Here is a 22,911-nt window from a genome sequence, read left to right on the forward strand (position 1 = left end):
GAAGTCGCCAGACTTTGGATGAACTACGCTTGATTCACCCCATCCCCGTAGCCGAAGTCGCCAGACTTTGGATGAACTACCATCACGCATCCAATCTCTGGCGAGATCGGCTACAACATTCCAATCTCTGGCGAGATCGGCTACCAGAGCGCTCGCATACCTAGGCGAGCTTGGCCGAGCGAGATGCCGGCGTCGTTGGGCGGAATCTGCTGGTGCACAAGCACTCGACAACCAACCCGTTCAATGGCTTCCACCGCCAAGTCCAATAGCAGTGCATTCTGAAAGACACCGCCGGTCAGCCCAACGGTGCGGGCAGTCGATTGATCGGCCCAATGTCCCGCCCAGCTGGCGATCAACTCCGCAACCGCCACCACAAACTTGGCGGCCATCATCGCGGCCCGCGGAAGGTCCACTGTGATTTCTGTCCTCGATACGTCATCCGCTACGTCGTCCACCACGGCGCGGATAACGGGCCCGACGCGAGCGTCACTCTCTCCACCCGACCAACCAAAATGATAGGCATCCAACTCACGCTCCGCGCCAGATCGAGCCAAGTACTCGACCGCCAAATGCTCCAGTTCCATAGCCGCCTGCGCTTCGTAGCTGACGCTCTGCCGAATCCCGGTCAAAGCCGCAATCACATCAAACAATCGTCCCATACTGCTGGTCAGCGGACATTGCAGGTTGCGTTGCAGTTGTTGTTCCAACAGTTTCAACTCGCTACTGGTCGCAGGCTGAGTACACGCGGGGCAGTCCGACCAGGCGATGCCACATGCATGTAGATACGCCAGCGCTGTTCGATACGGTTTGCGGATCGCGGCATCGCCACCGGGCAGAGGCATGGGGCTGAGTGAACACAAACGCCGGCATTCGGTGCCTTGCATCAACAACAATTCCCCACCCCAGATCGTGCCATCCACACCGTAACCCGTACCATCAAAGCATACGGCAAGCAGTGGATCTTCGATCGGCCAGCGATGCTCTGCGGCCAAGGCGGCCACATGCGCATGATGGTGCTGGACTTTGAGCAAGGGAATTCGATGCTCAGCCGAGTATCGCTCGGCCCATTGCGTCGACAAATAAGCCGGATGCAGATCGGCCACCACCTGCGTCGGCTTGGCATCCAGCAACTTACTTAGGCTATCCACATTGCGATTGAGGGCTGTCAGAGTAATTGCGTTGTCCGTATCGCCCATGTGTTGGCTAACGTGTGCATAGTCATCGCGGGCAATACAGAAGGTGTTTTTCAGTTCTCCTCCGGCAGCCAATACGCAGCTACCATCACGCGCGTGCATTCCAATCGGCAACGGTGCATAGCCACGCGAGCGCCGCAGGGGAATTGGTCGACCGTGTGACGTCAGGCGCATCACAGAATCATCGCACACAGCATGTATAGAGCGGTTGTGCATCAAGAAAGCATCTGCGATTTCATTTAGCCTCTCCACGGCTTCATCATTGCACCAGGCAATCGGCTCTTCACTTCGATTGCCCGAAGTCATTACCAGCGGTCTTCCCGGCTCGATCATCAAATGATGAAGCGGCGAATAGGGCAGCATTACTCCGATGTATGGATTACCAGGTGCCACATTATCAGCCACTATTGTCGCAGACGAACGCTTGCGCAGCAGCACGATCGGTCGCGCAGACGAAGTGAGCAACTCACTTTCAGCCTGGCTGACCTCAGCGAACTGCCGTGCCTGGGCCAGCGTTCCAACCATCACGGCCAAGGGTTTTTCCAAGCGGCCTTTGCGCTGACGCAGCCGGTGGACGGCGGACTCGTTGGTAGCATCGCAAACCAAATGAAAGCCTCCCACGCCTTTGACAGCGATGATCTCGCCTCTGACCAACCTGATCAAAAACTCAGCGATCGCAGCTTCGCCTTGACAGTCACCAACCACGTTGGCTCGCGCATGTTGATTCGTATGTACGGCCGCGGCGCGCGACCAGCACCAAACTTGAGGTCCACAATCGGGACACGCAATGGGCTGAGCGTGAAAGCGACGATTACTTGGATCACTATATTCAGCCATGCAAGCCGCGCACATCTCAAATTCACGCATGGTGGTGCGTGCACGATCGTACGGCAAGCCTTCGATGATCGTGAATCGAGGACCGCAGTCCATGCAGTTCAGGAATGGATACCGATAGCGACGATTCTCTGGATCACCCAGTTCCTTCAAACAGGCAAGGCAGGGAGCGAGATCCGCCGGGATGGGAGTGGATGCCGCAGGTGCGAGTTGGCTCTCCAGGATTTGAAAACCAACTTCTGTGGTTATTACCTGGAGCCCATTGCACTCAATCGCATCGATGTGGGCCAGCGGCGGGAGTTGAGAACGCAAGCTGACTCGGAATTGTTCAAGCCGCTCGGGCAAGCCTTGAACCTCAATCAACACCGAGCCTTGGGTGTTACAAACCCAACCACTCAGTTGATATTGCACAGCCAGGCGAAACACAAACGGACGAAAGCCCACACCTTGCACCACTCCTCGCACTCGCAACTGATCGCGGGCCAACTTCGCAGTGTTCATGCTTCATCGTTTGTCCGGAGCACGTAGACGTGTCCACGTGTTTGGTCTATCCACCCAGTCCCTTATTAGATCAGCAGCGCGGCTTCGACAACTAGTCCCGGACCAAACGCCAGCGCAACGCAGGGACCAGGCGCATTTTCTGCCAATAGGCGCTGCAGTATGAACAGAATGGTCGGCGAGGACATATTACCGCAGTCGGACAGCACGCTCAGCGATGTAGCAGCTGCGTTTTCCGGCAAGGCCAGGGCACCGACGGCAGCGCTGACGATGCGCGGTCCTCCAGGGTGAATGGCCCACGTCGCAATGTCCGCCAGGCTGAAACCAAACTTGGTAATCCAACTCTCTAGCCACGGTTTCAAATGCGTCTTGATTACTTCTGGTACGGCAGCTGACAAGGTCATCGTGAATCCATTATCTCCAATCCGCCAGCTCATCGCCTCGGTGGAATCGGGTATCAGAAATGAAGCGCTATCAACAATGCGCCAACAGCGCTGCGGGGTAGCGTCATCGTCGTCTCGCGATTCACTTTGCTGCACAATCGCCGCAGCTGCACCATCAGCGAACAAACTGTTGGCCACAATTTGCTGCGGATCGTCTGTGTATTGATGATGCAATGAACATAACTCGACCGCGCATAACATCACTCGTTCGCCTGGATTGGCATGCGCCAGAGCACGAGACACCCGCAGTCCATTTAGCGCACCATGGCAGCCCATAAATCCCACATGGGTACGCGAGGTTGTCGGATCGAGGTTCAGTTTCCGAAAAAGTTCCAAATCGAAGCCCGGCGAATTGAAACCACTACAAGAAACGGTAACCAGGTGTTGAATGTCTGTCGCGTCCACGCCAGCGGTCTCTAGGGCTCGGCGACAGGCTTCTTCGGCTAGTTTTGGGGCTTCGATTTCGTAGCGTTGCATACGATCAGCCGTCGTCGGACCGCGATCTTCGCGATCCTTGGCCAGTTCGTAGAATGACTGCCGCTGAACAGCGGCCGATTGGCCTGTGCTGAGCAATACGCTGTGCCGCTTTTGAACTCCCGAACGCCGATACAGCACGCTGAGCAGTTGATGTTGCCGATCGCCCACTGATCCTTCGTCGAATCGTCGCAGAGCGCTGGCAGCATGAGCCGCATCGTCTTGTGTCAGCGAGCCCAGGGGCAACGCGCTACCTAATGCCAATATGTCAACAGTCATTGTTTATATCTATCCAGCTACTCGGTGCATAATCGTTCGGGCGATCCACGGCGCATGTTGCACCGCACCTAACGTAAACTCTGCCAGGCGCGGTTTTCGCAAGAGCCAAGCCAGGCCGCGACAGGTTGCCTGGCGCCGGCGAACATGAGCTCGCCAGCTCGCTTGCCAATGAAGCGACAATTCATCGCGCCATTGATCAATCGCTTGATGAGCCAACTGCGCGACCTCAACCGCACCGGTCAGCGCCCAGCTCATTCCTTCTCCCGTAAATGGTTCAACATATCCAGCCGCATCGCCAACCAAAAACAATCTCGGCGCAGACCACTGGCGACTCTGGCGTGTCAGAGCTGGCGTGCCGGTCCAGGCGGCTGATTCGCAATCCAACGGAGCGCGCACATGACAGCTCCGCAAAAGCTCTGCAATCACTGCGCCAGGCGCCCGTCGATCTCGCAAGCTCTCGATCGAGAGCGCGGCCGCAATGTTCAGTCGACCTTGTTCAACACAAGTCAGTCCTACATAACCCGCCTGGCCGACGACCATCGTCAAGCGACCCGGTGCATAATAATCATCGCTGTAACTGAGCGTTGTGCCCAGTCCAACTCGCGAGCCACTGGCGACATCACTACTGACTTCTTGAATCGCCCCTAGCGCTGAATGCGTCAACCCATCAGCCGCAATGGCCACTCGAGCTTTCACGCTGGTATCGAACATATTTCCGCTGGCCGAGCGATGTTTCAAATGAATGTCGATCCAGTCGTCCCCTGGCTGAGCGGGTTCGATGCGAGCCTGTGTCTCCATCAAGACCGAGGCTCCTGCACTGGCAGCAGATTGCATGAGTTGCCAGTCGAGCGCTCGGCGTGAAATGGCATGCATGGCGGGCATCGACCAGAGCGCTTTGCGTTGCCCACAGATCAAACTCAACTCGGTCAGCGGCGCAGCTCCCGCGGCCACCAGTTCCGGCTCCAAGCCCGCCGCTCGCAGAACTTTCCAGGCGCGCTTGTTCAAACATCCACCGCAAACTTTATCGCGTGGAAACAACTTAGCTTCTACCAACAGCACCTTGCGACCACGCCGCGCCAGCTCGATGGCCGACATCGCACCTGCAGGTCCCGCACCCACGACCACTGCATCCCAAGTTTGATCCGGTTGGTTGACTTCGTTCATGGTGGCGACCGTTTCCAACAGGCCAAGAAGCGCTGAGGCCAGTGCAATCGAATTTGCGGCAGCGGTAATCCAGCTTGGTGACTCAAGCCGTTTAGCTCTTCAATAGTAAAAGCCGCCCTCACACTCAGCGGACCATCCACATGTACAATTTTCGACCGAGTAAGCAACTGACAACCCAGTTGAGCCAGTCGGTACCCCAGCCACGTGCGCCTCAAGTCATCAACCAGCACCATGGAAGTGGTGGCCGCGTAGGCGCGAGTCATCAGGCTGACGGCCTCGGCCTGGCTCAGATGGTGCAGGAATAGCGTACACATAATAACATCGAATCGATCCGCACTTGCAGCTAAATGATCGGTGTGCACGTCGAAGAGATCGCGACAAACAAAGCTGACGCTGCCCGGCAACTGATCTGACTTAGTACTCAAACGCTGCAGGTTTTCTGTGGCGTGCTGGATGGCAGTCGGACTGCGGTCCCAGCCTTCGACTGTCACATCGACTCCAGCCTTTAGCAGTCGCTGGGCAATCTGCACAGTCACATCACCACCGCCGCTGGCCAGATCCAAGATGCGCCACGTGCGCTGGGGTTGCTGATTGAGCGTAGGCAACAAATAGTCGGTGATCTTCTGCGCAGTACCGCTGAGCAGATTGACGCGCTGCAGTCCTCGCAGTGCCCGTTGGTGGACTCCGGCATCCAGATCCGGCGCGTCCATCAATTCGCCTTCGAGCACTCGCGCTTTTAAATCCATCAAGTCTGTCGGATTCTAAGTAAAGGATTAACTAACTCGCCCAGAGTCCGCCTTACATGGCGATTGTCAACCATGTAGTATAGCGTCAATGTGAGGATTCCGGTGAAGGGCGTTTACCTAAGGAGTTGCAAATGGGTCGTGGGCAGGCAGGATGCAAAATGGGCTGTATGACTGGGTATCGTCGAGCTATGCCCTTTCTTCACAGCACTCTATTGTGCATAACGTTATGGCCACTGGCAGCCTCGACCGTCTGCTCGCAGGAGGCCACACAAGCGCCCCCAGCAGCCACCGCCCCCAGCGTAGCCAGTGGCGATCTGGAACTGAAACACAGCCACATATACATTCGCGTGGATAAGGCTCGCGTTGGTCACGAGCACGCGATCATCGGCAATCTCAAAAGCGGCCAACTCAATCTCAAAGCCGCCGAAGATTCGTCAATTAAACCGGGCACCTTGGTATTCGATATGACCAGCCTCGATGCCGATACCGATGCGGCTCGCAAGTATATCGGTATGCAAGATTCGATTGACGAAGCCACACGCAAACAAGTCAATGAAAATATGCTGGGTAAAGCAGTGCTGGATGTACGCAAGTATCCGACCGCAACCTTCGTGGCTTCGAAGATCACCAAGTCGGACAAACAAAGTCCCAGAAATTTGCCTCAGTATGAAGTCGAAGGTGAGTTAACACTGAAGGGTACAACAAGACCGGTCAAGTTCACTGTCGATGTCGAAGAAGTGAAAGGATGGCATCGCGTTCGCGGCGCTTTTGCAATCTTGCAAACCAACTTTGGCATGAAGCCATTCACCAAAGCGTTCGGCGTCATTGGTGTCGCCGACAAGCTGGATGTGTACGGCGATTTGATTGTTGCGCCGTAAGTGGACAGTTCTAGGTAGCTACCGCTGCCAAGCGGTGGATTTCGTCAACACGTATCCACCGTCGGGCGACGGTGGCTACGGATGGACGCGCTTAAGCCAAAATATCTTTGGCGACCTGGCCGGCGATATCAGTCAAGCGAAAATCGCGACCAGCGTAGCGGAACGTCAAACGTTCGTGGTCGAGACCCAGTATATGCAGGATCGTAGCATGCAGATCGTTGATGTGCATCTTGTTTTCCAACGCATAATAACCGTAGTCGTCGGTCGCTCCATAGGCATAACCGCCTTTGACTCCACCGCCGGCCATCCACATGGTAAAGCCGTGCGGATTGTGATCGCGGCCATCAGTACCTTGCGAAGTGGGCGTGCGTCCGAATTCGCCACCCCATAACACCAGAGTATCTTTTAGCAGTCCGCGGGCCTTTAAGTCCGTCAAGAAACCAGCGATCGGTCGATCGACTTCAGCGGCGTTCTTGGAGTGGCCCTGATATAACTCACCGTGTTGATCCCACTGAACTTCACTGTCGCTGTGGGTTACTTGAACAAAGCGCACACCGGCTTCGAGGAAACGCCGCGCCATTAAACATTGACGACCAAAATTTTCGGTGACCGGGTCATCGATGCCATACAGCTTGTGTGTCTCCGCTGACTCGCGACCCAGATCCTGGACTTCGGGCATGGTGGCCTGCATGCGATAGGCCAGTTCGAAGGAATTGAGTCGTCCCTCTAACGCCGCATCGCGACCGGCGCGTTCCATGTCTTGCTGGTTAAACTGTTGCAGCAAATCCAACTGCTGGCGTTGCAATTGCGGATCGATACGGGCATTGCGAATATGTTTGACTTTCGCAGCGTTGGCGGCCAGGCTGGCGTTGCCAATCGGCGTGCCTTGGCAATGCGCCGGCAAGAAGGCCGCGCCCCAGTTATTTACTCCGCCGTGAGCGAGGGTTGGACAAACCGTCACAAACGCCGGCAAGTTCTGATTTTCGGTTCCCAGTCCGTACGTGACCCAAGCACCCATGCTGGGACGCACAAACTGATCGCTGCCAGTATGCAGCTTCAGCAGTGCGCCGCCGTGTGCGGGATTGGTTCCGTGAACGCTTCGCAGAATGCACAGATCATCTACATGCTGTGCCACGTGCGGGAACAGGGCGCTGACCGGTAAACCGCTTTCACCGTATTGCTTAAACTTCCAGGGAGACTTTAGCAGATTGCCTTGAGCCGCAAACAGCACCTTGGGCAGTTCGAACGGTGGTGGCTTGCCGTGGTCGCGATCCAGCAGCGGCTTGGGATCGAAGGTATCGACATGCGATGGACCACCTTTCATGAACAAAAACACGATCCGCTTGGCACGCGGTGCGAAATGCGGTGGCCTGGCGGCAAGTGGGTTGGAACTAGTTGGCAGTATAGACGGTTCACTGCCCAGCGACTCTTGGCCCAGCAAAGCTCCTAAGGCCAGGTAGCCAAAACCTACCGCCGAATTCTGCAACAACTGGCGACGCGTGGCGAGCGCGGCGGATTGGTCCAAACTCTGGCGAGTTCGGCTACGGCGCGTTAGGTTACGGTCGAGGCGATTCATTGCTACGATTACCTTACCATGAAGAATTCGTTGCTCACCAGCAAGCTCTGACAGGCCAGGGACCAGGCTTGCCGAGCCGAGGCGCTCGATTGCGTGACTTGTTCGACGAACGACTGTAACTGTTGCGTTTCCTGTTCAGTGGCTGCGCGACCAAATACTTGATGGATCAAGTGTTTTGCCCGCACTTGCGTACTGCCGCTCTGGCTGATTATGTCCGCCGCCAGGCGATCGGCTGAATCCATAACCAAGTCCGAGTTCATCAGCAGCAGCGCTTGAGGGGCCACTGTCGTCGTGTGTCGATGCCCGGTGGGCATAGTCGGATCAGGAAAGTCGAACTGCTCGAACATCACATACAGGTTGTTACGAATCACCGGCAGATAAACAGCGCGTCGCAGGCTGTCGTACTTGGTGTGATCGATCGAGGTGTGATCGAACACAAATTGCCGGTTGCGCAGCGGCACCGACTTGCCACCCAACGTCTCATTCAACCGCCCGGTCACCCGCAGCAACGCATCGCGTACCTGCTCAGCATCCAAACGCGAGATGCGAAACTTGGACAGGTAACGATTTTCGGGATCGACTTCGGCCAGTTTGTCTTCGGCCGCCTGGTCGCCTGTGTGCGAACTAGCCAATTGATAAACGCTCGAGCGCATGATCAAGCGATGCAATTGTTTGTTGGACCAACCCGACTCGATAAAGTTGCGGGCCAGCCAATCCAACAACTCGGGATGCGTTGGCTTGTCGCCCAGCACGCCAAAGTTCTCAGTCGAGCCAACCAGCGCCGCACCAAAGTGCCAGCCCCATAGTCGATTGACATGCACGCGAGCGGTCAATGGATGGGTGCTACTGGCCATCCACTGGGCTAGTTCCAGCCGACCGCTGCTATGTCGAGGCATAATCGGTTCTGCGGACGACAGCTGCATGACTTTGGGGAATCCGCGCTCGATCGGTTGCCCCAAGTTGCGATGACTACCACGAATGTGGATGGGCAGAGTACTTGCCACCACGTTTTCACTAACACTCATGGCCGAAGGCATATCTGGGGCAAAACTCTCCAGCACTCGCGCCTCTTCGGCCAGGCGATTGTATTCAGCCAGGGTGGGCTCATCAAAAGCAAAGCCGACTTTAGCGGGCACCGTCAGAAAGCCGCTAGTGTCGAACATGGCGGCATGAGCAGCCATCACTTGCGGATCATCATGCTCCTTCAGCTTGGGATCCTGCTGCTTGGCTGCAGCCCATTGGCGAGCCGCTTCGAATAGCGGTCCGTAGTGTTGCGCAGCGGGATGCGGCACCGCTGGCTGGTCGCTGGTCTCATCATCCGCTCTGGTTGTCGATACCAGCTTGGCTGAGACCTGAGCGCCTTGGACCACGCGCGGCAATTGTGATCGCGAGATCTCGTGCCACTTGGCAAAGAAGGGATCGTCGGCATGGAATTCGAGATGCCGCCGACAGTGATGCAAAATCCTGGGATGCAATCCAAGCGGTTGCGCCACTGCGGCCACTTCGTTCAGCGATGAATCGGGCAAAATATTCAAAGCCGCCACCAGGTAGTCAACTGCATGCTCGCGGGCGAGGTTGCGAATCTCGGTCATCGCTTTATTTTTGAAAGCCGCGGCCGCACCTTGTTTAGCGGCGATCTCGCCATCGATCGACTTCAATTGCTCCTTTTCGGCATCGGTGGCCAGGTTGATTTCGTGCCAATGTTTGATCGCGCCGGTATTCGAATCGCCGAACGTTTTGGTGCTCTTGAAGATTGCCGCCAACGCATAGTAATCGGCTTGCGTAATCGGATCGAACTTGTGGTCATGGCAGCGCGCACAACCAAAAGTCATCCCCATGAACGCTTTGCCGAGCGAATCAAGTTGTTCGTCGATCGTGTCCATCATCAGCTTCTCGCGATCAGGTTCCGCCAAGACTTTGGCGCCCAACACAAGAAAGCCGGTTGCGACATGCGTTTGCGGAGATTGATCGGGTAAAAGATCGCCCGCCAACTGCTCCAGCACAAAACGATCGTAGGGCAGGTCGCGATTGAATGAATTGACTACCCAGTCGCGGTACCGCCATGCAGTGCCAAAAGCCAAATTCTCGTCCAGGCCATTGGAGTCGGCATACCGCGCGACGTCCAACCAGTGTCTGCCCCAGCGAACGCCATAATGCGGTGAGGCCAACAAGCGCTCAATCACTTTGTCAAACGCATCGGGCGATTCATCGGCCAAGAAACGCTCGATCTCCTCGGGCGTGGGCGGTAGCCCAATCAAATCCAGCGTGGCTCTGCGCAGCAAAGTACGCTTATCGGCTCGGCTGGCTGGCCGCAGCCCATGCTCTTCGAGCTTGGCCAAGATGAAAGCGTCGATCGGCGTCTGCACCCAGTCCTGTCCAACGACCGCCGGAATCGGCGGTTTGGAAATCGGTTGAAACGACCAAAACTGCCGGCCTTCATCGAGGCTCAAACCTTGTAGTGGTTTGGCTGCAGGCGCAGTATTTTCGCGTGGATCTGGCGCGCCGCGCGTAACCCATTGTTCCAGCACGGCCACTTGTTCAGCACTCAGCGGCTTCTTGGGAGGCATTTGCAGATCGCGATTCTGATATCGCACTGCATCGATCAAACGACTGGCATTTACATCGCCGGCGACGATAGCTGGCCCCGAATCACCGCCAGCGTGCCAACCGGTGCGTGAATCCAACAGCAGTCCACCGCTTTTCTCCTGCCCAGCGTGGCACTCGTAACAGTGCTCGACCAAGATTGGTCGCACTTGCTTTTCGAAGAACTCCAGATCCGCAGGCTCTTGCGCATCGAGCATGCGCATCCCTAGCAGGTTGATCAATAGTAGTACGAGCCAACTTAAATCCTGTGTACGCATGCCGGACCTCCAACTCTTCATCATAGCCGAAGCGGGGGGCTGGTTCAATTTGCCTTGTTCCTCGTAGCCGATCTCGCCAGAGATTGGATGAATTAAACGTAACGCCTCCGTAGCCGATCTCGCCAGAGATTGGATGAACTAAACGTAACGCCTCCGTAGCCGATCTCGCCAGAGATTGGTTGAATTAAACGTAACGCCTCCGTAGCCGATCTCGCCAGAGATTGGTTGAATTAAACGTAACGCCTCCAAAGTCTGGCGACTTCGGCTACGGGGAATCGCCAGAGATTGAGTGAATTAAACATAGCGATTCCAAAGTCTGGCGACTTCGGCTACTGGTTAGGCGGAATTTGCCAAGATCCGCGTTCAGTCTGCGAATGTATAATAGCGCACGGCAGTCTGCCGTAAGATCTTAGGCTCGAGAACTCCGATTATGGGCACAGCTTCACCACGAGTTACCCGTTGGAAATGGGCTTTGATGGGCACCGTGGCCCTGTTCGCTGCTACAGTCTTGGGAGCCACTCTGCGAGCTCGTCCGGAGATTGGTAGCAAAGGGGGGCAATTCCAATATTTGGAAGATGCCGACTTTCGCACAGCAGTCACCCGCGTCAACCAAGCGGCCGCAGACCAGTTGGCCGCCAGCGGCTTGCAAGTGGCCGAGTCGGCTGATCCACTGACCGTCACTCGGCGGCTCTCGCTGGCTCTGGTCGGCAGCGTTATGTCGTTAGAAGAGATTCGCGCCGTCGAGCAAATCGAGACCGACCGACGCATTGGCTGGTGGGTCGAACATCTGCTGGCCGATAAACGTTGGTCCGATTACTTCGCGCAGCGGCTCTCACGAGCATGTGTGGGCACCAACGAAGGTCCCTTCTTGCTCTTTCGTCGACGCAAATTCAACACATGGTTATCCGAACAACTCGAAAAGAACACGCCTTACGACAAGATCGTGCGGCAAATGATTAGCTCGGATGGTCTGTGGACTGATACGCCCGCAGTCAACTTTGTGACAGCCACGATGGACGAAGGTGACGACGGGCGCGCCGATCCGATCCGCCTGGCGGGTCGTACCAGTCGCGCATTTCTAGCCATGCGCATCGATTGCCTGCAGTGCCACGACGATGCTCTGCAGAAGACCAACTTTGGCTCGCTGGATGACCCACGCGAAGGCACCCAGCAAGACTTTCACGGTTTGGCCGCCTTCTATTCAGGCACTGCCGCAGGTGATCCTGTGTTTCGCGGCATCGTGGATGACCAGCGAGAATACAACTACAAGTTCTTGCATGCCGAAACGGAAGAGAAAGTAGCACCCCAAGTTCCCTTTTATCGCAACCTGTTGCCAGCGGAAGGAAAGCCTCGCGAGCGCCTGGCTCATTGGGTAACGCATCCGGACAACAAGATGTTCGCTCGGGCCACGGTCAATCGCGTCTGGGCGTTGATGTTCGGTCGCGCCCTGGTTGAACCGGTCGATGATATTCCGCTGGTCGGTGACCTGCCGCCCATGTTAGATGTCCTGGCAGATGACTTTATCCAGCATGAATACAATCTGCGTCGACTGGTCGCTGTCATCGCCAACTCGGACGTGTTCAAGCGGTCCAGTCGAGCTGACTTCGAAATTACCCCAGCTCATGAAGATGCGTGGGCTGCCTATCCACTGGTCCAATTGCGACCCGATCAAGTGGCCAGCAGCATCATTCAATCGTGTCGCCTGCAAGCGATTGATAACGATAGTTCGATCTTCTTGCAACTGAAAGCGTTCGGCGAGAGCGTCGACTTTATCAAAGAGTTTGGTGACCGGGGCGAAGATGAATTCGATTCCGACCCAGTCACCATCACGCAGCGTCTACTGCTCATGAACGGCAACATGACCAGTGAGTCGACCAAAGTTGATTTGATTGCCAACGCCAGTACGCGTATCGCCCGCTTCGTTCGCGATGACGACGAAGCCATCGAGCTGCTGACGCTGAGCATCCTGAATCGCTACCCCACTCACGCAGAAGTGGAGACCTTCAAAGCTCACATTGCCAGTCAAACTGACCGCGAGCAAGCCATCGGTGATATCGCCTGGTCGATGCTCAATTGCACTGAATTTTCCTGGAATCACTAAACCGAGGGCGTTAGTCCCGGTTGCGTAACGCGTGACCAGAAACCGGGGCTAACGCCCTCGGCTTAGTAGAAACCGGGGCTAACGCCCTCGGTTGGGTTTCGATTTACAACTAATGCACGCAGTGGAGCCACATACGATGTCCGACTACTGGAGCTGTTCAGGGTTCGCGCGGATGAACCGTCGACAATCACTGTTGACGCTCGGGGCTGCCACCGGTGCTTCGTGGCTGACGTGCCTGGCCGAGAAACTGGCCGTTGCAGCCGAAGGCGACAAGAACCAACGCCCCAAGTCGCTGCTGGTTCTGTGGATGGCGGGTGGTCCCAGTCAACTGGAAACCTTCGATCCTCAACCTGGCACCAAGATCGGCGGTGAAGTCAAAGCCATTCCTACTTCGGTCAAAGGACTGGAGATCGCTGACACGCTACCACGCACTGCCGAACAAATGCATCATGCATGCCTGGTACGCAGCGTGATTAGCAAAGAGGGCGATCATGAACGGGCCACCTACAATGTCAAAACCGGTTGGCGGCCTGAACCGACCATTGTGCATCCATCGATTGGTGCTGTGCTGTGTCACCAACAAGAATCCAATCTCGAGATACCACGGCATATTTCGATCATGTCGGGGCAGTGGCCAGCTCGCGGTGGATACTTGGGTCCCAGCTATGACGCGTTTCAAATGGGTGACCCCGCACAGCCTATTCCCAACCTGGTCACCAGCATACAAAAGCCCGCCTTTGATCAGCGCGTAGGTACGCTGCTTGATTCGCTCGAGACCGAGTTCCAACGTGGTCGCTTGGTTGATATGGATCAGCGTCGTACCCAGCATCGCGCTGCGACCGCGCGAGCGCTGTCGATGATGAGCAGTTCGCAGCTAGAGGCGTTCGACATCAAGAAGGAAACTGCCGATGTGCGCGACAGCTTTGGCGATGATGCCTTTGGTCGCGGATGCCTGGCCGGCATTCGCTTGATCGAGTGCGGAGTGCGTTGTGTGGAAGTCGAACTAGCGGGCTGGGACACGCACGTATCCAATCATACGCTGCAGTCTGCGCGTTGCAAACAACTGGACGCTGCCTTGGCCGCGACCCTAGCGGAACTGGCCAAACGCGATCTCCTGGACGACACGATCGTCTTCTGTGGTGGTGAATTTGGGCGCACGCCGTCGATCAATCCCACTGGTGGCCGCGATCACTGGCCACACGGCTTCAGTGCCCTGTTGGCTGGCGGTGGTTTCCGCCGCGGTGCAGTTTATGGCGCAACTTCTAACAGTCTGGAAGAAAGCCAGGCCAAGGATCCCACGCAATACACCACCAAACCGGTGACCGTGGCAGAACTGCATGCCACCATGCTGCATGCCCTGGGCGTCCAGCCCGATCTCGAATTGCAAACACCGATCGGCAGACCACTGAAGTTATCTGAAGGACAAGTTGTTCGGGAATTGCTGGTCTGAAATTTGACTATAATCGGCTTCTCCAATTCATCTTACGTTTGGGAAGCTCGATATGCGTATTCAGCTCTTGGCAGTTCTCGGTTTCTGCACGCAACTGGTTGGTTTGCATCTGTGTGCCGACGAAGGCATGTATCCGCTCAGCCAGATCGGCCAGTTGAACCTGGCTGCGCGCGGCCTGGAGATTCCGACCGACGAGATCTTCAATCCCAATGGTACCTGTTTGCTGGACGGCATTTGTCGCGTAAACGGGTGCACCGGTTCGTTTGTGTCACCCGATGGTTTGATCATCACCAACCATCACTGCGCCTATGCCGCCATTCAAACGGCCAGCACCACAGAGCACGATTACCTGGCCAATGGCTTTCAAGCCAAGACACATCGCGACGAGATACCGGCAACCGGCTACACCGTGCGCATCACCGAAGCCTATTCGGATATCTCGTCAGAGGTGCTGTCGGCCGTTAATGACAAGATGAGTTTTCTCGAACGCACCAAAGCCATCGAACGTCGACGCAAAGAACTCGAACAAGCAGCCGAGGCCAAGCACAAAGGCATGCGAGCTGAAGTGGCCGAGATGTTCACGGGCAAGACATACGTGTTGTTCTTGTACACGTATCTCAAAGATGTGCGACTGGTTTTTGCACCACCGGCGTCGGTTGGTAACTTTGGTGGTGAAGTCGATAACTGGGAATGGCCGCGACACACCGGCGACTTCTCATTCATGCGGGCCTACACGGCTCCCGATGGTTCGAGCGCGGATTACTCGGAAAACAACGTCCCCTACAAGCCCAAACGCTTCATTCAAGTTGCTCAGCAAGGCGCCAATGAAGGCGACTTTGTCTTCATCCTCGGTTACCCAGGTCGCACCGCGCGCCACAAGACGGCCAGCTTCCTCAACTACGAAGAGCAAGTTCGGTTGCCGTTTATTGCCAAACTGTACGCCTGGCAAATCGCTAACTTGGAAGCAGCCGGAAAAGATGATCGCGCTGTGGCCTTGAAGCTGGCCTCGCAAATTCGAACTCTGGCCAATGTCGAGAAGCGGGCGCGGGGACAACTCAAAGGCATGAAGCGAGCTGCTATCGCCGCCACGCGCCAGCGCGAAGAAAGCGATATGCAACGCTTTATCGCCGACGACCCGCAACGCCAGGCCAAATACGGTTCGACGCTGAGCGAAATTGATAACGTCTACAAACTGATGACTGCAGAAGCAGAGTTCGAATTGAACTTCGACGCCTTGCTCCAGGCTAGTCGCACGCTATCGATCGCGATGACGATAACCGATGCGGCGCATGAACGCGCCAAAGAGAACCTTGAACGCGAGCCTGCGTTTATGGATCGCAACTTTGATCAGACAACCAAGACCCTCCGCTTGGCTGTGAACGATCTGCATATCCCAGTCGACAAGCTCATTTTGACAGGAGTGCTGGAACGACTGTCGCGAGTTGCACGCGCTCGTCAACTGCCGGGCCTGGACAAGCTGATCGACGATCCCGCATCCATAGCCGCCGAGGCCGGCCAGTTGCTTGATAGTACTAAACTTGGCACGCCAGAGTTTGTCGACCAGTGCTTGAAGATGAAGCCTGATCAGTTGGTCCAAACCGGTGATCCAGTCCTGAAACTGGTAAGTCAACTCTATCCGAAGTTTGTTGAGATGCGGCAACTCGGCAAAGAACGTTCAGGGCAATTGGATAAATCGTATGGCGAACTGGTCGAAGTCAAACAGCAATTCCTGAGCAAGGACTTTGTACCTGACGCCAATGCAACGCTGCGCATGACCTTTGGCCGCATTCGCAGTTACTCTCCCGAAGACGGTGTGATCAAAACGCCAATCACGACGCTCAAAGGCGTCATCGACAAGACTACTGGGGAAGAGCCATTCGTCACTCCTGAACGTGTGCGCGAGTTGTACGACAAACGTGACTTTGGTCCGTTTGTGCATCCCAAGTTGGATCAAGTTCCCGTGGCGATTCTGTATGACACCGATACCACTGGCGGCAACTCGGGTAGCCCGGTGCTGAATAGTCGTGGTCAACTGGTCGGCGTCAACTTTGATCGGGCTTTCGAAGCCACCATCAACGACTTTGCTTGGAACTCCAGTTACAGCCGATCGATCGGCGTCGATATCCGCTATTGCTTGTGGATCACCGGCAAAGTCTATGGCGCCCAGCACCTGCTGAAAGAAATGGGCGTCACTCCGTAGAGGAAACGATTAACGGGTTCCCAATTTATTTAACGCAGAGACGCAGAGGATCGCAGAGAAAACCATTGCGCAGTCTCTGCGTTTTCTCCGCGGGCTCTGCGAACTCTGCGTTTCAAAATGAACCCGAAAGCCTTGACGGCTTCCGCTACGGCAAATGATCGAAAGCTTTGACGGCTTCCGCTACGGTGCAAATTTTTCTGTGCAATTGCTCTACCCGTGGTGAAAGGAAACTTGTAGTCTCTTGGCGAAATAATGCAGGGAATGCGTACAGAGATCAATCTACTGGACAAAGGGAGTTGCAACATGTACCTGGCAGTGCTCTTCGACGAACACGATGAATTGTTAGCTGCCGCTCCGGCATGTGATCAACAACCCATGGGCGATCGCTACTGGCGTGAGATCTATCCCCAATCCCTACCACCTTCGCTGGGCGAAACGGCTATCATAAACGTCGTGTCCAATGACCTGGCCACCAAGCTGTTGGCCTTGGCCAATTTTCCAGAAACGCTGGCCAGTTGCCGGACACTCTGGTCCGCCTACGAAAACCGACTGACCCATCGCTCCCACGCAGCCTAAGTCTACTTGTTCAATGAACATCATTCGCATCATGACGCTGACCTGCCTGCTGGCATGTCCCTGGAGAGACTGGTCGTTGGCTGACGAATATCAACAAGAAGTTCTAGCGTGGAGAGCCGAGCACGAAGCGAAATTCGAATCGCCTACTGGTTGGCTGGCGCTAACGGGTCACTACTGGCTGAGCGTTGGCGATAATAGCTTTGGTCCAGGTGATGCCTTCCGTATTCAGTTGCCCAGCGACGCCGCCGCCGATGTCAGCGGCGTGATTCGAATCAGCGACCAACAAATTGCGCTGGAAGTGACGCAAGGTGACGGCCTGCTGCTGAACGACCAGGCCACTCGGTCAGGCACGCTGACCATTGAACCGGGTGACCAGGAGACCAACAGCCAAGACAAACTACAGATCGGCGATCGAGTTACGCTGCAACTCGTTCGACGAGCCGGCAAGTTGGCGATTCGCGTTCGCGATCGAGAGAGTCCCGCGATTCGCAATTTTAAAGGGAAAAGCTGGTTCGACATCCAGCCTCAGTGGCGTATTGAAGCGACTTACCGTCCCTTGGCAGAACCCAAGCGAATCAAGATCGTCAACATCAAAGGCGACGAAGTCGAATCGCCGCTGGCCGGCAGGCTCGAGTTTGAAGTTGCCGGTCAGCCGTATGCACTCGATGCCATCCTGGAAGAGCCCGACAATCTGTTTGTGATCTTCAAAGACAAAACATGTGGCCAGACAACGTACGGTGCAGGTCGGTTTTTGGACGTCACCATGCCTAAGTCTGGTGACAAAGTTTGGTTGGACTTCAATTTGGCATACAGTCCTCCTTGCGCCTGGTCGCCCCACACTCTCTGTCCCTTGCCACCCAAGCAAAACCAACTCGCCATCGAAATCCCAGCCGGCGAGCGCCAGCGGCAAGAGTAGAATCGTCAGCATCCTCGTTTAACCCGTAGCCGCCAGGCGAGGCGAACCCTCTAACCAAACACTGCGTTCACCTGAGCATCCTCGTTTAACCCGTAGCCGTCAGGCGAGGCGAACCCTCTAACCAATCACTGCGTTTACCTGAGCATCCTCGTTTAACCCGTAGCCGTCAGGCGAGGCGAACCCTCTAACCAATCTCTGCGTTTACCTGAGCATCCACTTGCTCAATGAGCCGACTTGGTCCGGAGAAACAACTACTTCGGTCCCCTAGCCTGCGGCCACGGGTTAAACGATGTCGCCGTCAGGCGAGGCGAACCCTCTAACCAATCTCTGCGTTTACCTGAGCATCCACTTGCTCAATGAGCCGACTTGGTCCGGAGAAACAACTACTTCGGTCCCCTAGCCTGCGGCCACGGGTTAAACGATGTCGCCGTCAGGCGAGGCGAACCCTCTAACCAATCACTGCGTTTACCTGAGCATCCTCGTTTAACCCGTAGCCGCCAGGCGAGGCGAACCCTCTAACTAATCCCTGCGTTTACCTGAGCATCCACTTGCTCAATGAGCCGACTTGGTCCGGAGAAACAACTACTTCGGTCCCCTAGCCTGCGGCCACGGGTTAAACGATGTAGCCGCCAGGCGAGGCGAACCCTCTAACCAATCACTGCGTTTACCTGAGCATCCACTTGCTCAATGAGCCGACTTGGTCCGGAGAAACAACTACTTCGGTCCCCTAGCCTGCGGCCACGGGTTAAACGATGTCGCCCTCAGGCGAGGCGAACCCTCTAACCAATCCCTGCGTTTACCTGAGCATCCTCGTTTAACCCGTAGCCGCCAGGCGAGGCGAACCCTCTAACTAATCCCTGCGTTTACCTGAGCATCCACTTGCTCAATGAGCCGACTTGGTCCGGAGAAACAACTACTTCGGTCCCCTAGCCTGCGGCCACGGGTTAAACGATGTCGCCCTCAGGCGAGGCGAACCCTCTAACCAATCCCTGCGTTTACCTGAGCATCCACTTGCTCAATGAGCCGACTTGGTCCGGAGAAACAACTACTTCGGTCCCCTAGCCTCTGCGGCCACGGGTTAAACGATGTCGCCGTCAGGCGAGGCGAACCCTCTAAGCAATCACTGCGTTTACCTGAGCATCCACCTGCTCAATGAGCCGACTTGGTTCGGAGAAACAACTACTTCGGTCCCCTAGCCTGCGGCCACGGGTTAAACGATGTCGCCCTCAGGCGAGGCGAACCGGTCATCCCTGCATGCTTTAGTTTTACCATTGCTATGCTCGCGGTAATTCGCTATTTAACTCAGTGAGGTCCAAGAAAAGTGCGTTGATTCCTTATTCGGCAAGGATGCGGTCATATGCGGTCTATCGGCGCGTTGGCAATTGTAATAGCGACTTGGTGTAGTTGGACAACACCCGCCGCGGCGCAAATGGGCGGTGGCGGTGGCAACGATGCGGCGCCTGCGTTCTCGACTCCCGATTTCCGCGAAAGAATGTGGGAAGCCGGCGGACCTCGGCTCAATCAGATTGAAACCGGCAAAATGGTGCTGGGCGTCGAAATTGTGGGCAACAAAAAGATCAGCCAACACAAAATCCTCTCCCACATGCAGACGCGACCCGATCGCATCTTTGATGAACGACAACTGCAAGCCGACGTTCATGAGCTTTACCGTACCGAACTGTTTCGCAAGATTGAACACACCAAACGTGAGACCGAGGAAGGCGTTTACATTCGCCTGGTCGTCACTGAACATTACCTGGTCAGTGAAGTCATCTTCCACGGCAACCAACGGCTCGACGATCGCCAACTCAAGAAACATTGCGGCATAGAAAAAGGCGACCCGGTTAATCCCTTCTCTGTCGAAAATGCACGTTTGCGTTTGGTGGACTACTACCGTGAAAAAGGGATGAATCACGCCGATGTGCAAGTGCGCGAAGGCAATCGACCTACCGATACACGCATCTGGTTCGAGATCTCCGAAGGAAACGTCGAGAGGATTTGGGATATCGCCTTCGAGGGCAATGTCTATTTCAGCACTGCCTTGTTGAAGACCAAGATCAAATCCAAAGATGCGCGCAACGGGGCAACGGCTTACATGCTCAATCGTGCCAATTTGAATGAGATCGAAGAAGACACACAACGCCTGATAGCCTATTACCGCTCCCTCGGCTATTTTCGCGCCCGCGTCAATCACCGCTTGACCTACGACGAGACGGGCACGTGGGTTTATCTGACCTTCGTCGTCGATGAAGGCGAACAATTCTTCGTACGTAACATCACGCTAGTTGGCAATCGGTACTTCACCAACGAACAGTTGAGCGCAGCCTTGACTCTCAAAGAGGGTGAACCGTTTAACCTGACCAAGATGAGCCTCGATCAACGAACGCTGCGCAACGAATTCTACGGACGTGACGGCTTTGTGTTTGTCGACATATCGCCCGAACCACACTTTTTGGCCGATGAAACCAACAAACTGGATCTGCTTTATCGCATCCAGGAAGGTGATCGCTATCGAGCTGGCCAAATTATGGTTCAACTCGAAGGCGATGCCAGTAATACCAGGCACTCGGTGGTCACAGCCATGGTCAGCTTGCGCGAAGGTCGGATGATTGACCTGCGCGAGTTGGAGGCATCCGAACGAAGACTGAAGTTTTCTCAGATCTTTGAATCGAATCCGGCGCTAGGTGAACCACCGCGCATCGAGGTTCTACAGCCTGAACAACTCGAAGAAGATGAAGAAACGTTGCCACCTCCATTGCCACGGCAGTAATCCATTTGCTATAGCTGCTCACCGTCGCACTTATTCGCTACCCGGGCGCCACGAACGCTAAACAGAGACCGTAGCCTTGAGTTCATCCACACAGCCAAATCGACAAGCCTGTAGCATGACCGACCAGCCCAGCTGGCCGGAGCGTGCGTTTGCCAGTTGGCCTGGCTGCCAGTGGCTCAACCGATGCGCAGGTCGGCTCGCGCACAGCCGAACGATCTTCAAACATCTGCTGCCAGTCGCGCTGGTCGCCATTGGCACCGCCTCCGCCCATGCTCAATACTCCAACGACAATCGCTACCTGGAGCAAGCTCGCAATCCAGCCACCCAGCCGCCGCCCTACACGCGGCCATCCACGGTCACCAGTCCCAATCTACCCAGCGGCCAATATCCTCCAGCCCAGTATCAAGCTACACAGTTCCAACCTACACAGTTCCAACCTGCGCAGTTTCAACCTACACAGTATCCTCAAGCCACCAATCCCAACCCGAACGCTTATCAGCCACCCGGTTACGCTCAGCCCGGTTACGCTCAACCGAATTTTGGCGGGCCGGCGGTAGGCAGCAGTCAAGCCAACGCGCCGTTCATCAATGCACAGTCCAGTGGCGTCCAGTTCAACAACTCAGCTGGCGTGCCGACACCGCCGGCCTACGTGCCGCCGTCCTCAACGCCGCAGCTCGGGTACGGTGCGCCTGGAACTTATGTGCCGCAAACAGTTGATCAGTACCAGGTTGCTCCCGGCGTAACTGGCAGCATCGATCCGCAAGGCGGCAACTATGCGGTCTTGGCTCCGGGGGCTGTACCCCCGGGTGGTCTGTCGGTTCAAGATTCACTGACACCGTCGCCTTATGAACCGCGCATTCGAGAAGCACCCATTGCTATCTACGCGCAAGAAGCTCGCACCGGTCGAATCGTCTTGGGTGGTTCGGTCAACAGCGATTTAGGTTTAGCCGGCCAGGTGATTATCGACGAACGCAACTTTGATTGGCGCAGATTTCCTGAGCGCTGGGGTGATCTGTTTGGCGGTCGCGCGTTTCGCGGTGGCGGCCAGAACTTTCGCGCGGAATTGATGCCGGGTACAAACGTCCAGCGGTACACAGTCAACTTTACTCAACCTCACATCTTCGGATACTCACGCATCGGCTTTGGCATCGGCGGATTCTTGTTCACGCGTCAATTCCGCGATTGGACCGAGCAGCGCTTGGGTGGTCGATTGGCGCTGAGCTATGACATCAACCAGTCGTTGTCGCTGACGACCGAATTGAACTTGCAAGACGTCAAGATCTTTGACCCACGCCTTACCGGTGTTCCCGAACTAGATCGCGTGCTGGGTAGCAACGATTTGTATACAGCCAAGATACGCCTGGCACACGATACGCGCGACAGTGCGTTTATGGCCACCGAAGGTCATTTGCTAGAACTGATTTACGATCAAACATTTGGTGAGTTTGACTATCCGCGCGGTCAAGTCAACTACAGCCGCTACTTCTTGCTGCGCGAGCGAGCCGACGGCGGTGGACGCCATACGCTGGCCTCGACATGGAAAGCCGGGATCACGGGCGCCGATACGCCGATCTTCGATAACTTCTTTGCCGGCGGTTACAGCACACTGCGTGGCTTCTCGTTCCGCGGAGCCAGCCCCAAGACCGGTGACCTGCAAGTCGGTGGTCAAACCATGGCGATAGGCAGTCTTGAATACCTATTCCCGCTGACTGCCGATGACATGCTGCGAGGCATTCTGTTCGTCGACTACGGGGCGCTATCGAAAGATACGAATATCTCTTGGGACGACTATCGTATCGCCCCCGGATTTGGTGTTCGCGTCAGCGTACCCGCCCTCGGACCAGCTCCGCTGGCCTTCGACTTTGCCTTCCCAGTTAAATACGCTGATACCGACGATCGCCAGGTTTTCAGCTTCTTCATGGGCCTGACAAAGTAGGCATAATTTAAACACC

14 protein-coding genes are annotated in these 22,911 nt (G+C 55.7%); 8 read left to right on the forward strand and 6 right to left on the reverse strand.

The features are described 5' to 3' along the window. Nucleotides 1-140 precede the first annotated feature (140 nt). The 4 genes from hypF to SH573x_RS20625 form a co-directional block, all read right to left on the reverse strand. Nucleotides 141-2,528, reverse strand: a complete 2,388-nt coding sequence (gene hypF / locus SH573x_RS20610) for a carbamoyltransferase HypF (protein WP_479349645.1) — start codon at nt 2,526-2,528, stop codon at nt 141-143. Between the two features lie 65 nt (nt 2,529-2,593). After that, on the reverse strand, nt 2,594-3,721 hold the full coding sequence (locus tag SH573x_RS20615; protein WP_479349646.1) for a type III polyketide synthase: 1,128 nt from the start codon (nt 3,719-3,721) through the stop codon (nt 2,594-2,596). Nucleotides 3,722-3,730: 9 nt separating this feature from the next. Next, on the reverse strand, nt 3,731-4,885 hold the full coding sequence (locus SH573x_RS20620; RefSeq protein WP_479349647.1) for an NAD(P)/FAD-dependent oxidoreductase: 1,155 nt from the start codon (nt 4,883-4,885) through the stop codon (nt 3,731-3,733). Further along, complete coding sequence (locus SH573x_RS20625; protein WP_479349648.1) at nt 4,882-5,631, reverse strand: methyltransferase domain-containing protein; 750 nt, start codon at nt 5,629-5,631, stop codon at nt 4,882-4,884. The genes SH573x_RS20620 and SH573x_RS20625 overlap by 4 nt, the downstream gene beginning before the upstream one ends. A gap of 188 nt (nt 5,632-5,819) precedes the next feature. Between SH573x_RS20625 and SH573x_RS20630 the strand changes: the two genes are divergently transcribed. After that, entirely contained in the window at nt 5,820-6,509 is a 690-nt protein-coding gene (locus SH573x_RS20630; protein ID WP_479349650.1) for a YceI family protein, read from the forward strand. A 91-nt stretch (nt 6,510-6,600) separates the two neighbouring features. Here SH573x_RS20630 and SH573x_RS20635 read toward each other — a convergent pair whose 3' ends face one another. Continuing rightward, nucleotides 6,601-8,085 (reverse strand): DUF1501 domain-containing protein, encoded by a 1,485-nt coding sequence (locus SH573x_RS20635; protein ID WP_479349652.1) that lies wholly within the window; start codon nt 8,083-8,085, stop codon nt 6,601-6,603. Nucleotides 8,086-8,093: 8 nt separating this feature from the next. After that, entirely contained in the window at nt 8,094-10,946 is a 2,853-nt protein-coding gene (locus SH573x_RS20640) for a PSD1 and planctomycete cytochrome C domain-containing protein (RefSeq protein WP_479349653.1), read from the reverse strand. Nucleotides 10,947-11,376: 430 nt separating this feature from the next. Between SH573x_RS20640 and SH573x_RS20645 the strand changes: the two genes are divergently transcribed. The 7 genes from SH573x_RS20645 (at nt 11,377) to SH573x_RS20675 (ending at nt 22,895) form a co-directional block, all read left to right on the forward strand. Beyond that, a complete protein-coding gene (locus SH573x_RS20645) occupies nt 11,377-13,047 on the forward strand; it encodes a DUF1553 domain-containing protein (RefSeq protein ID WP_479349654.1) in 1,671 nt (556 codons plus the stop codon). A gap of 172 nt (nt 13,048-13,219) precedes the next feature. Beyond that, nucleotides 13,220-14,497 (forward strand): DUF1501 domain-containing protein, encoded by a 1,278-nt coding sequence (locus SH573x_RS20650; RefSeq protein WP_479349655.1) that lies wholly within the window; start codon nt 13,220-13,222, stop codon nt 14,495-14,497. Between the two features lie 52 nt (nt 14,498-14,549). Next, complete coding sequence (locus tag SH573x_RS20655; RefSeq protein WP_479349656.1) at nt 14,550-16,697, forward strand: S46 family peptidase; 2,148 nt, start codon at nt 14,550-14,552, stop codon at nt 16,695-16,697. Between the two features lie 261 nt (nt 16,698-16,958). Then, nucleotides 16,959-17,273 (forward strand): hypothetical protein, encoded by a 315-nt coding sequence (locus tag SH573x_RS20660; protein WP_479349657.1) that lies wholly within the window; start codon nt 16,959-16,961, stop codon nt 17,271-17,273. A gap of 13 nt (nt 17,274-17,286) precedes the next feature. Continuing rightward, a complete protein-coding gene (locus SH573x_RS20665; protein WP_479349659.1) occupies nt 17,287-18,189 on the forward strand; it encodes a DUF1684 domain-containing protein in 903 nt (300 codons plus the stop codon). 1,357 nt (nt 18,190-19,546) lie between these two features. Further along, complete coding sequence (locus SH573x_RS20670; protein WP_479349660.1) at nt 19,547-20,959, forward strand: BamA/OMP85 family outer membrane protein; 1,413 nt, start codon at nt 19,547-19,549, stop codon at nt 20,957-20,959. 115 nt (nt 20,960-21,074) lie between these two features. Further along, nucleotides 21,075-22,895: a BamA/OMP85 family outer membrane protein gene (locus tag SH573x_RS20675; RefSeq protein WP_479349662.1), complete on the forward strand. Its 1,821-nt coding sequence runs from the start codon at nt 21,075-21,077 to the stop codon at nt 22,893-22,895. The last annotated feature ends 16 nt before the right edge of the window (nt 22,896-22,911 follow it).

The organism is Rania fehmarnensis (assembly GCF_056494185.1).

Coding starts and splice junctions, on each gene's coding strand:
- SH573x_RS20675 (WP_479349662.1), top strand. CDS start 21,075: ATGACCGACCAGCCCAGCTGGCCGGAGCGTGCGTTTGCCAGTTGGCCT.
- SH573x_RS20670 (WP_479349660.1), top strand. CDS start 19,547: ATGCGGTCTATCGGCGCGTTGGCAATTGTAATAGCGACTTGGTGTAGT.
- SH573x_RS20655 (WP_479349656.1), top strand. CDS start 14,550: ATGCGTATTCAGCTCTTGGCAGTTCTCGGTTTCTGCACGCAACTGGTT.
- SH573x_RS20665 (WP_479349659.1), top strand. CDS start 17,287: ATGAACATCATTCGCATCATGACGCTGACCTGCCTGCTGGCATGTCCC.
- SH573x_RS20650 (WP_479349655.1), top strand. CDS start 13,220: ATGAACCGTCGACAATCACTGTTGACGCTCGGGGCTGCCACCGGTGCT.
- SH573x_RS20640 (WP_479349653.1), bottom strand. CDS start 10,946: ATGCGTACACAGGATTTAAGTTGGCTCGTACTACTATTGATCAACCTG.
- hypF (WP_479349645.1), bottom strand. CDS start 2,528: ATGAACACTGCGAAGTTGGCCCGCGATCAGTTGCGAGTGCGAGGAGTG.
- SH573x_RS20635 (WP_479349652.1), bottom strand. CDS start 8,085: ATGAATCGCCTCGACCGTAACCTAACGCGCCGTAGCCGAACTCGCCAG.
- SH573x_RS20625 (WP_479349648.1), bottom strand. CDS start 5,631: ATGGATTTAAAAGCGCGAGTGCTCGAAGGCGAATTGATGGACGCGCCG.
- SH573x_RS20660 (WP_479349657.1), top strand. CDS start 16,959: ATGCGTACAGAGATCAATCTACTGGACAAAGGGAGTTGCAACATGTAC.
- SH573x_RS20630 (WP_479349650.1), top strand. CDS start 5,820: ATGCCCTTTCTTCACAGCACTCTATTGTGCATAACGTTATGGCCACTG.
- SH573x_RS20645 (WP_479349654.1), top strand. CDS start 11,377: ATGGGCACAGCTTCACCACGAGTTACCCGTTGGAAATGGGCTTTGATG.
- SH573x_RS20615 (WP_479349646.1), bottom strand. CDS start 3,721: ATGACTGTTGACATATTGGCATTAGGTAGCGCGTTGCCCCTGGGCTCG.
- SH573x_RS20620 (WP_479349647.1), bottom strand. CDS start 4,885: ATGAACGAAGTCAACCAACCGGATCAAACTTGGGATGCAGTGGTCGTG.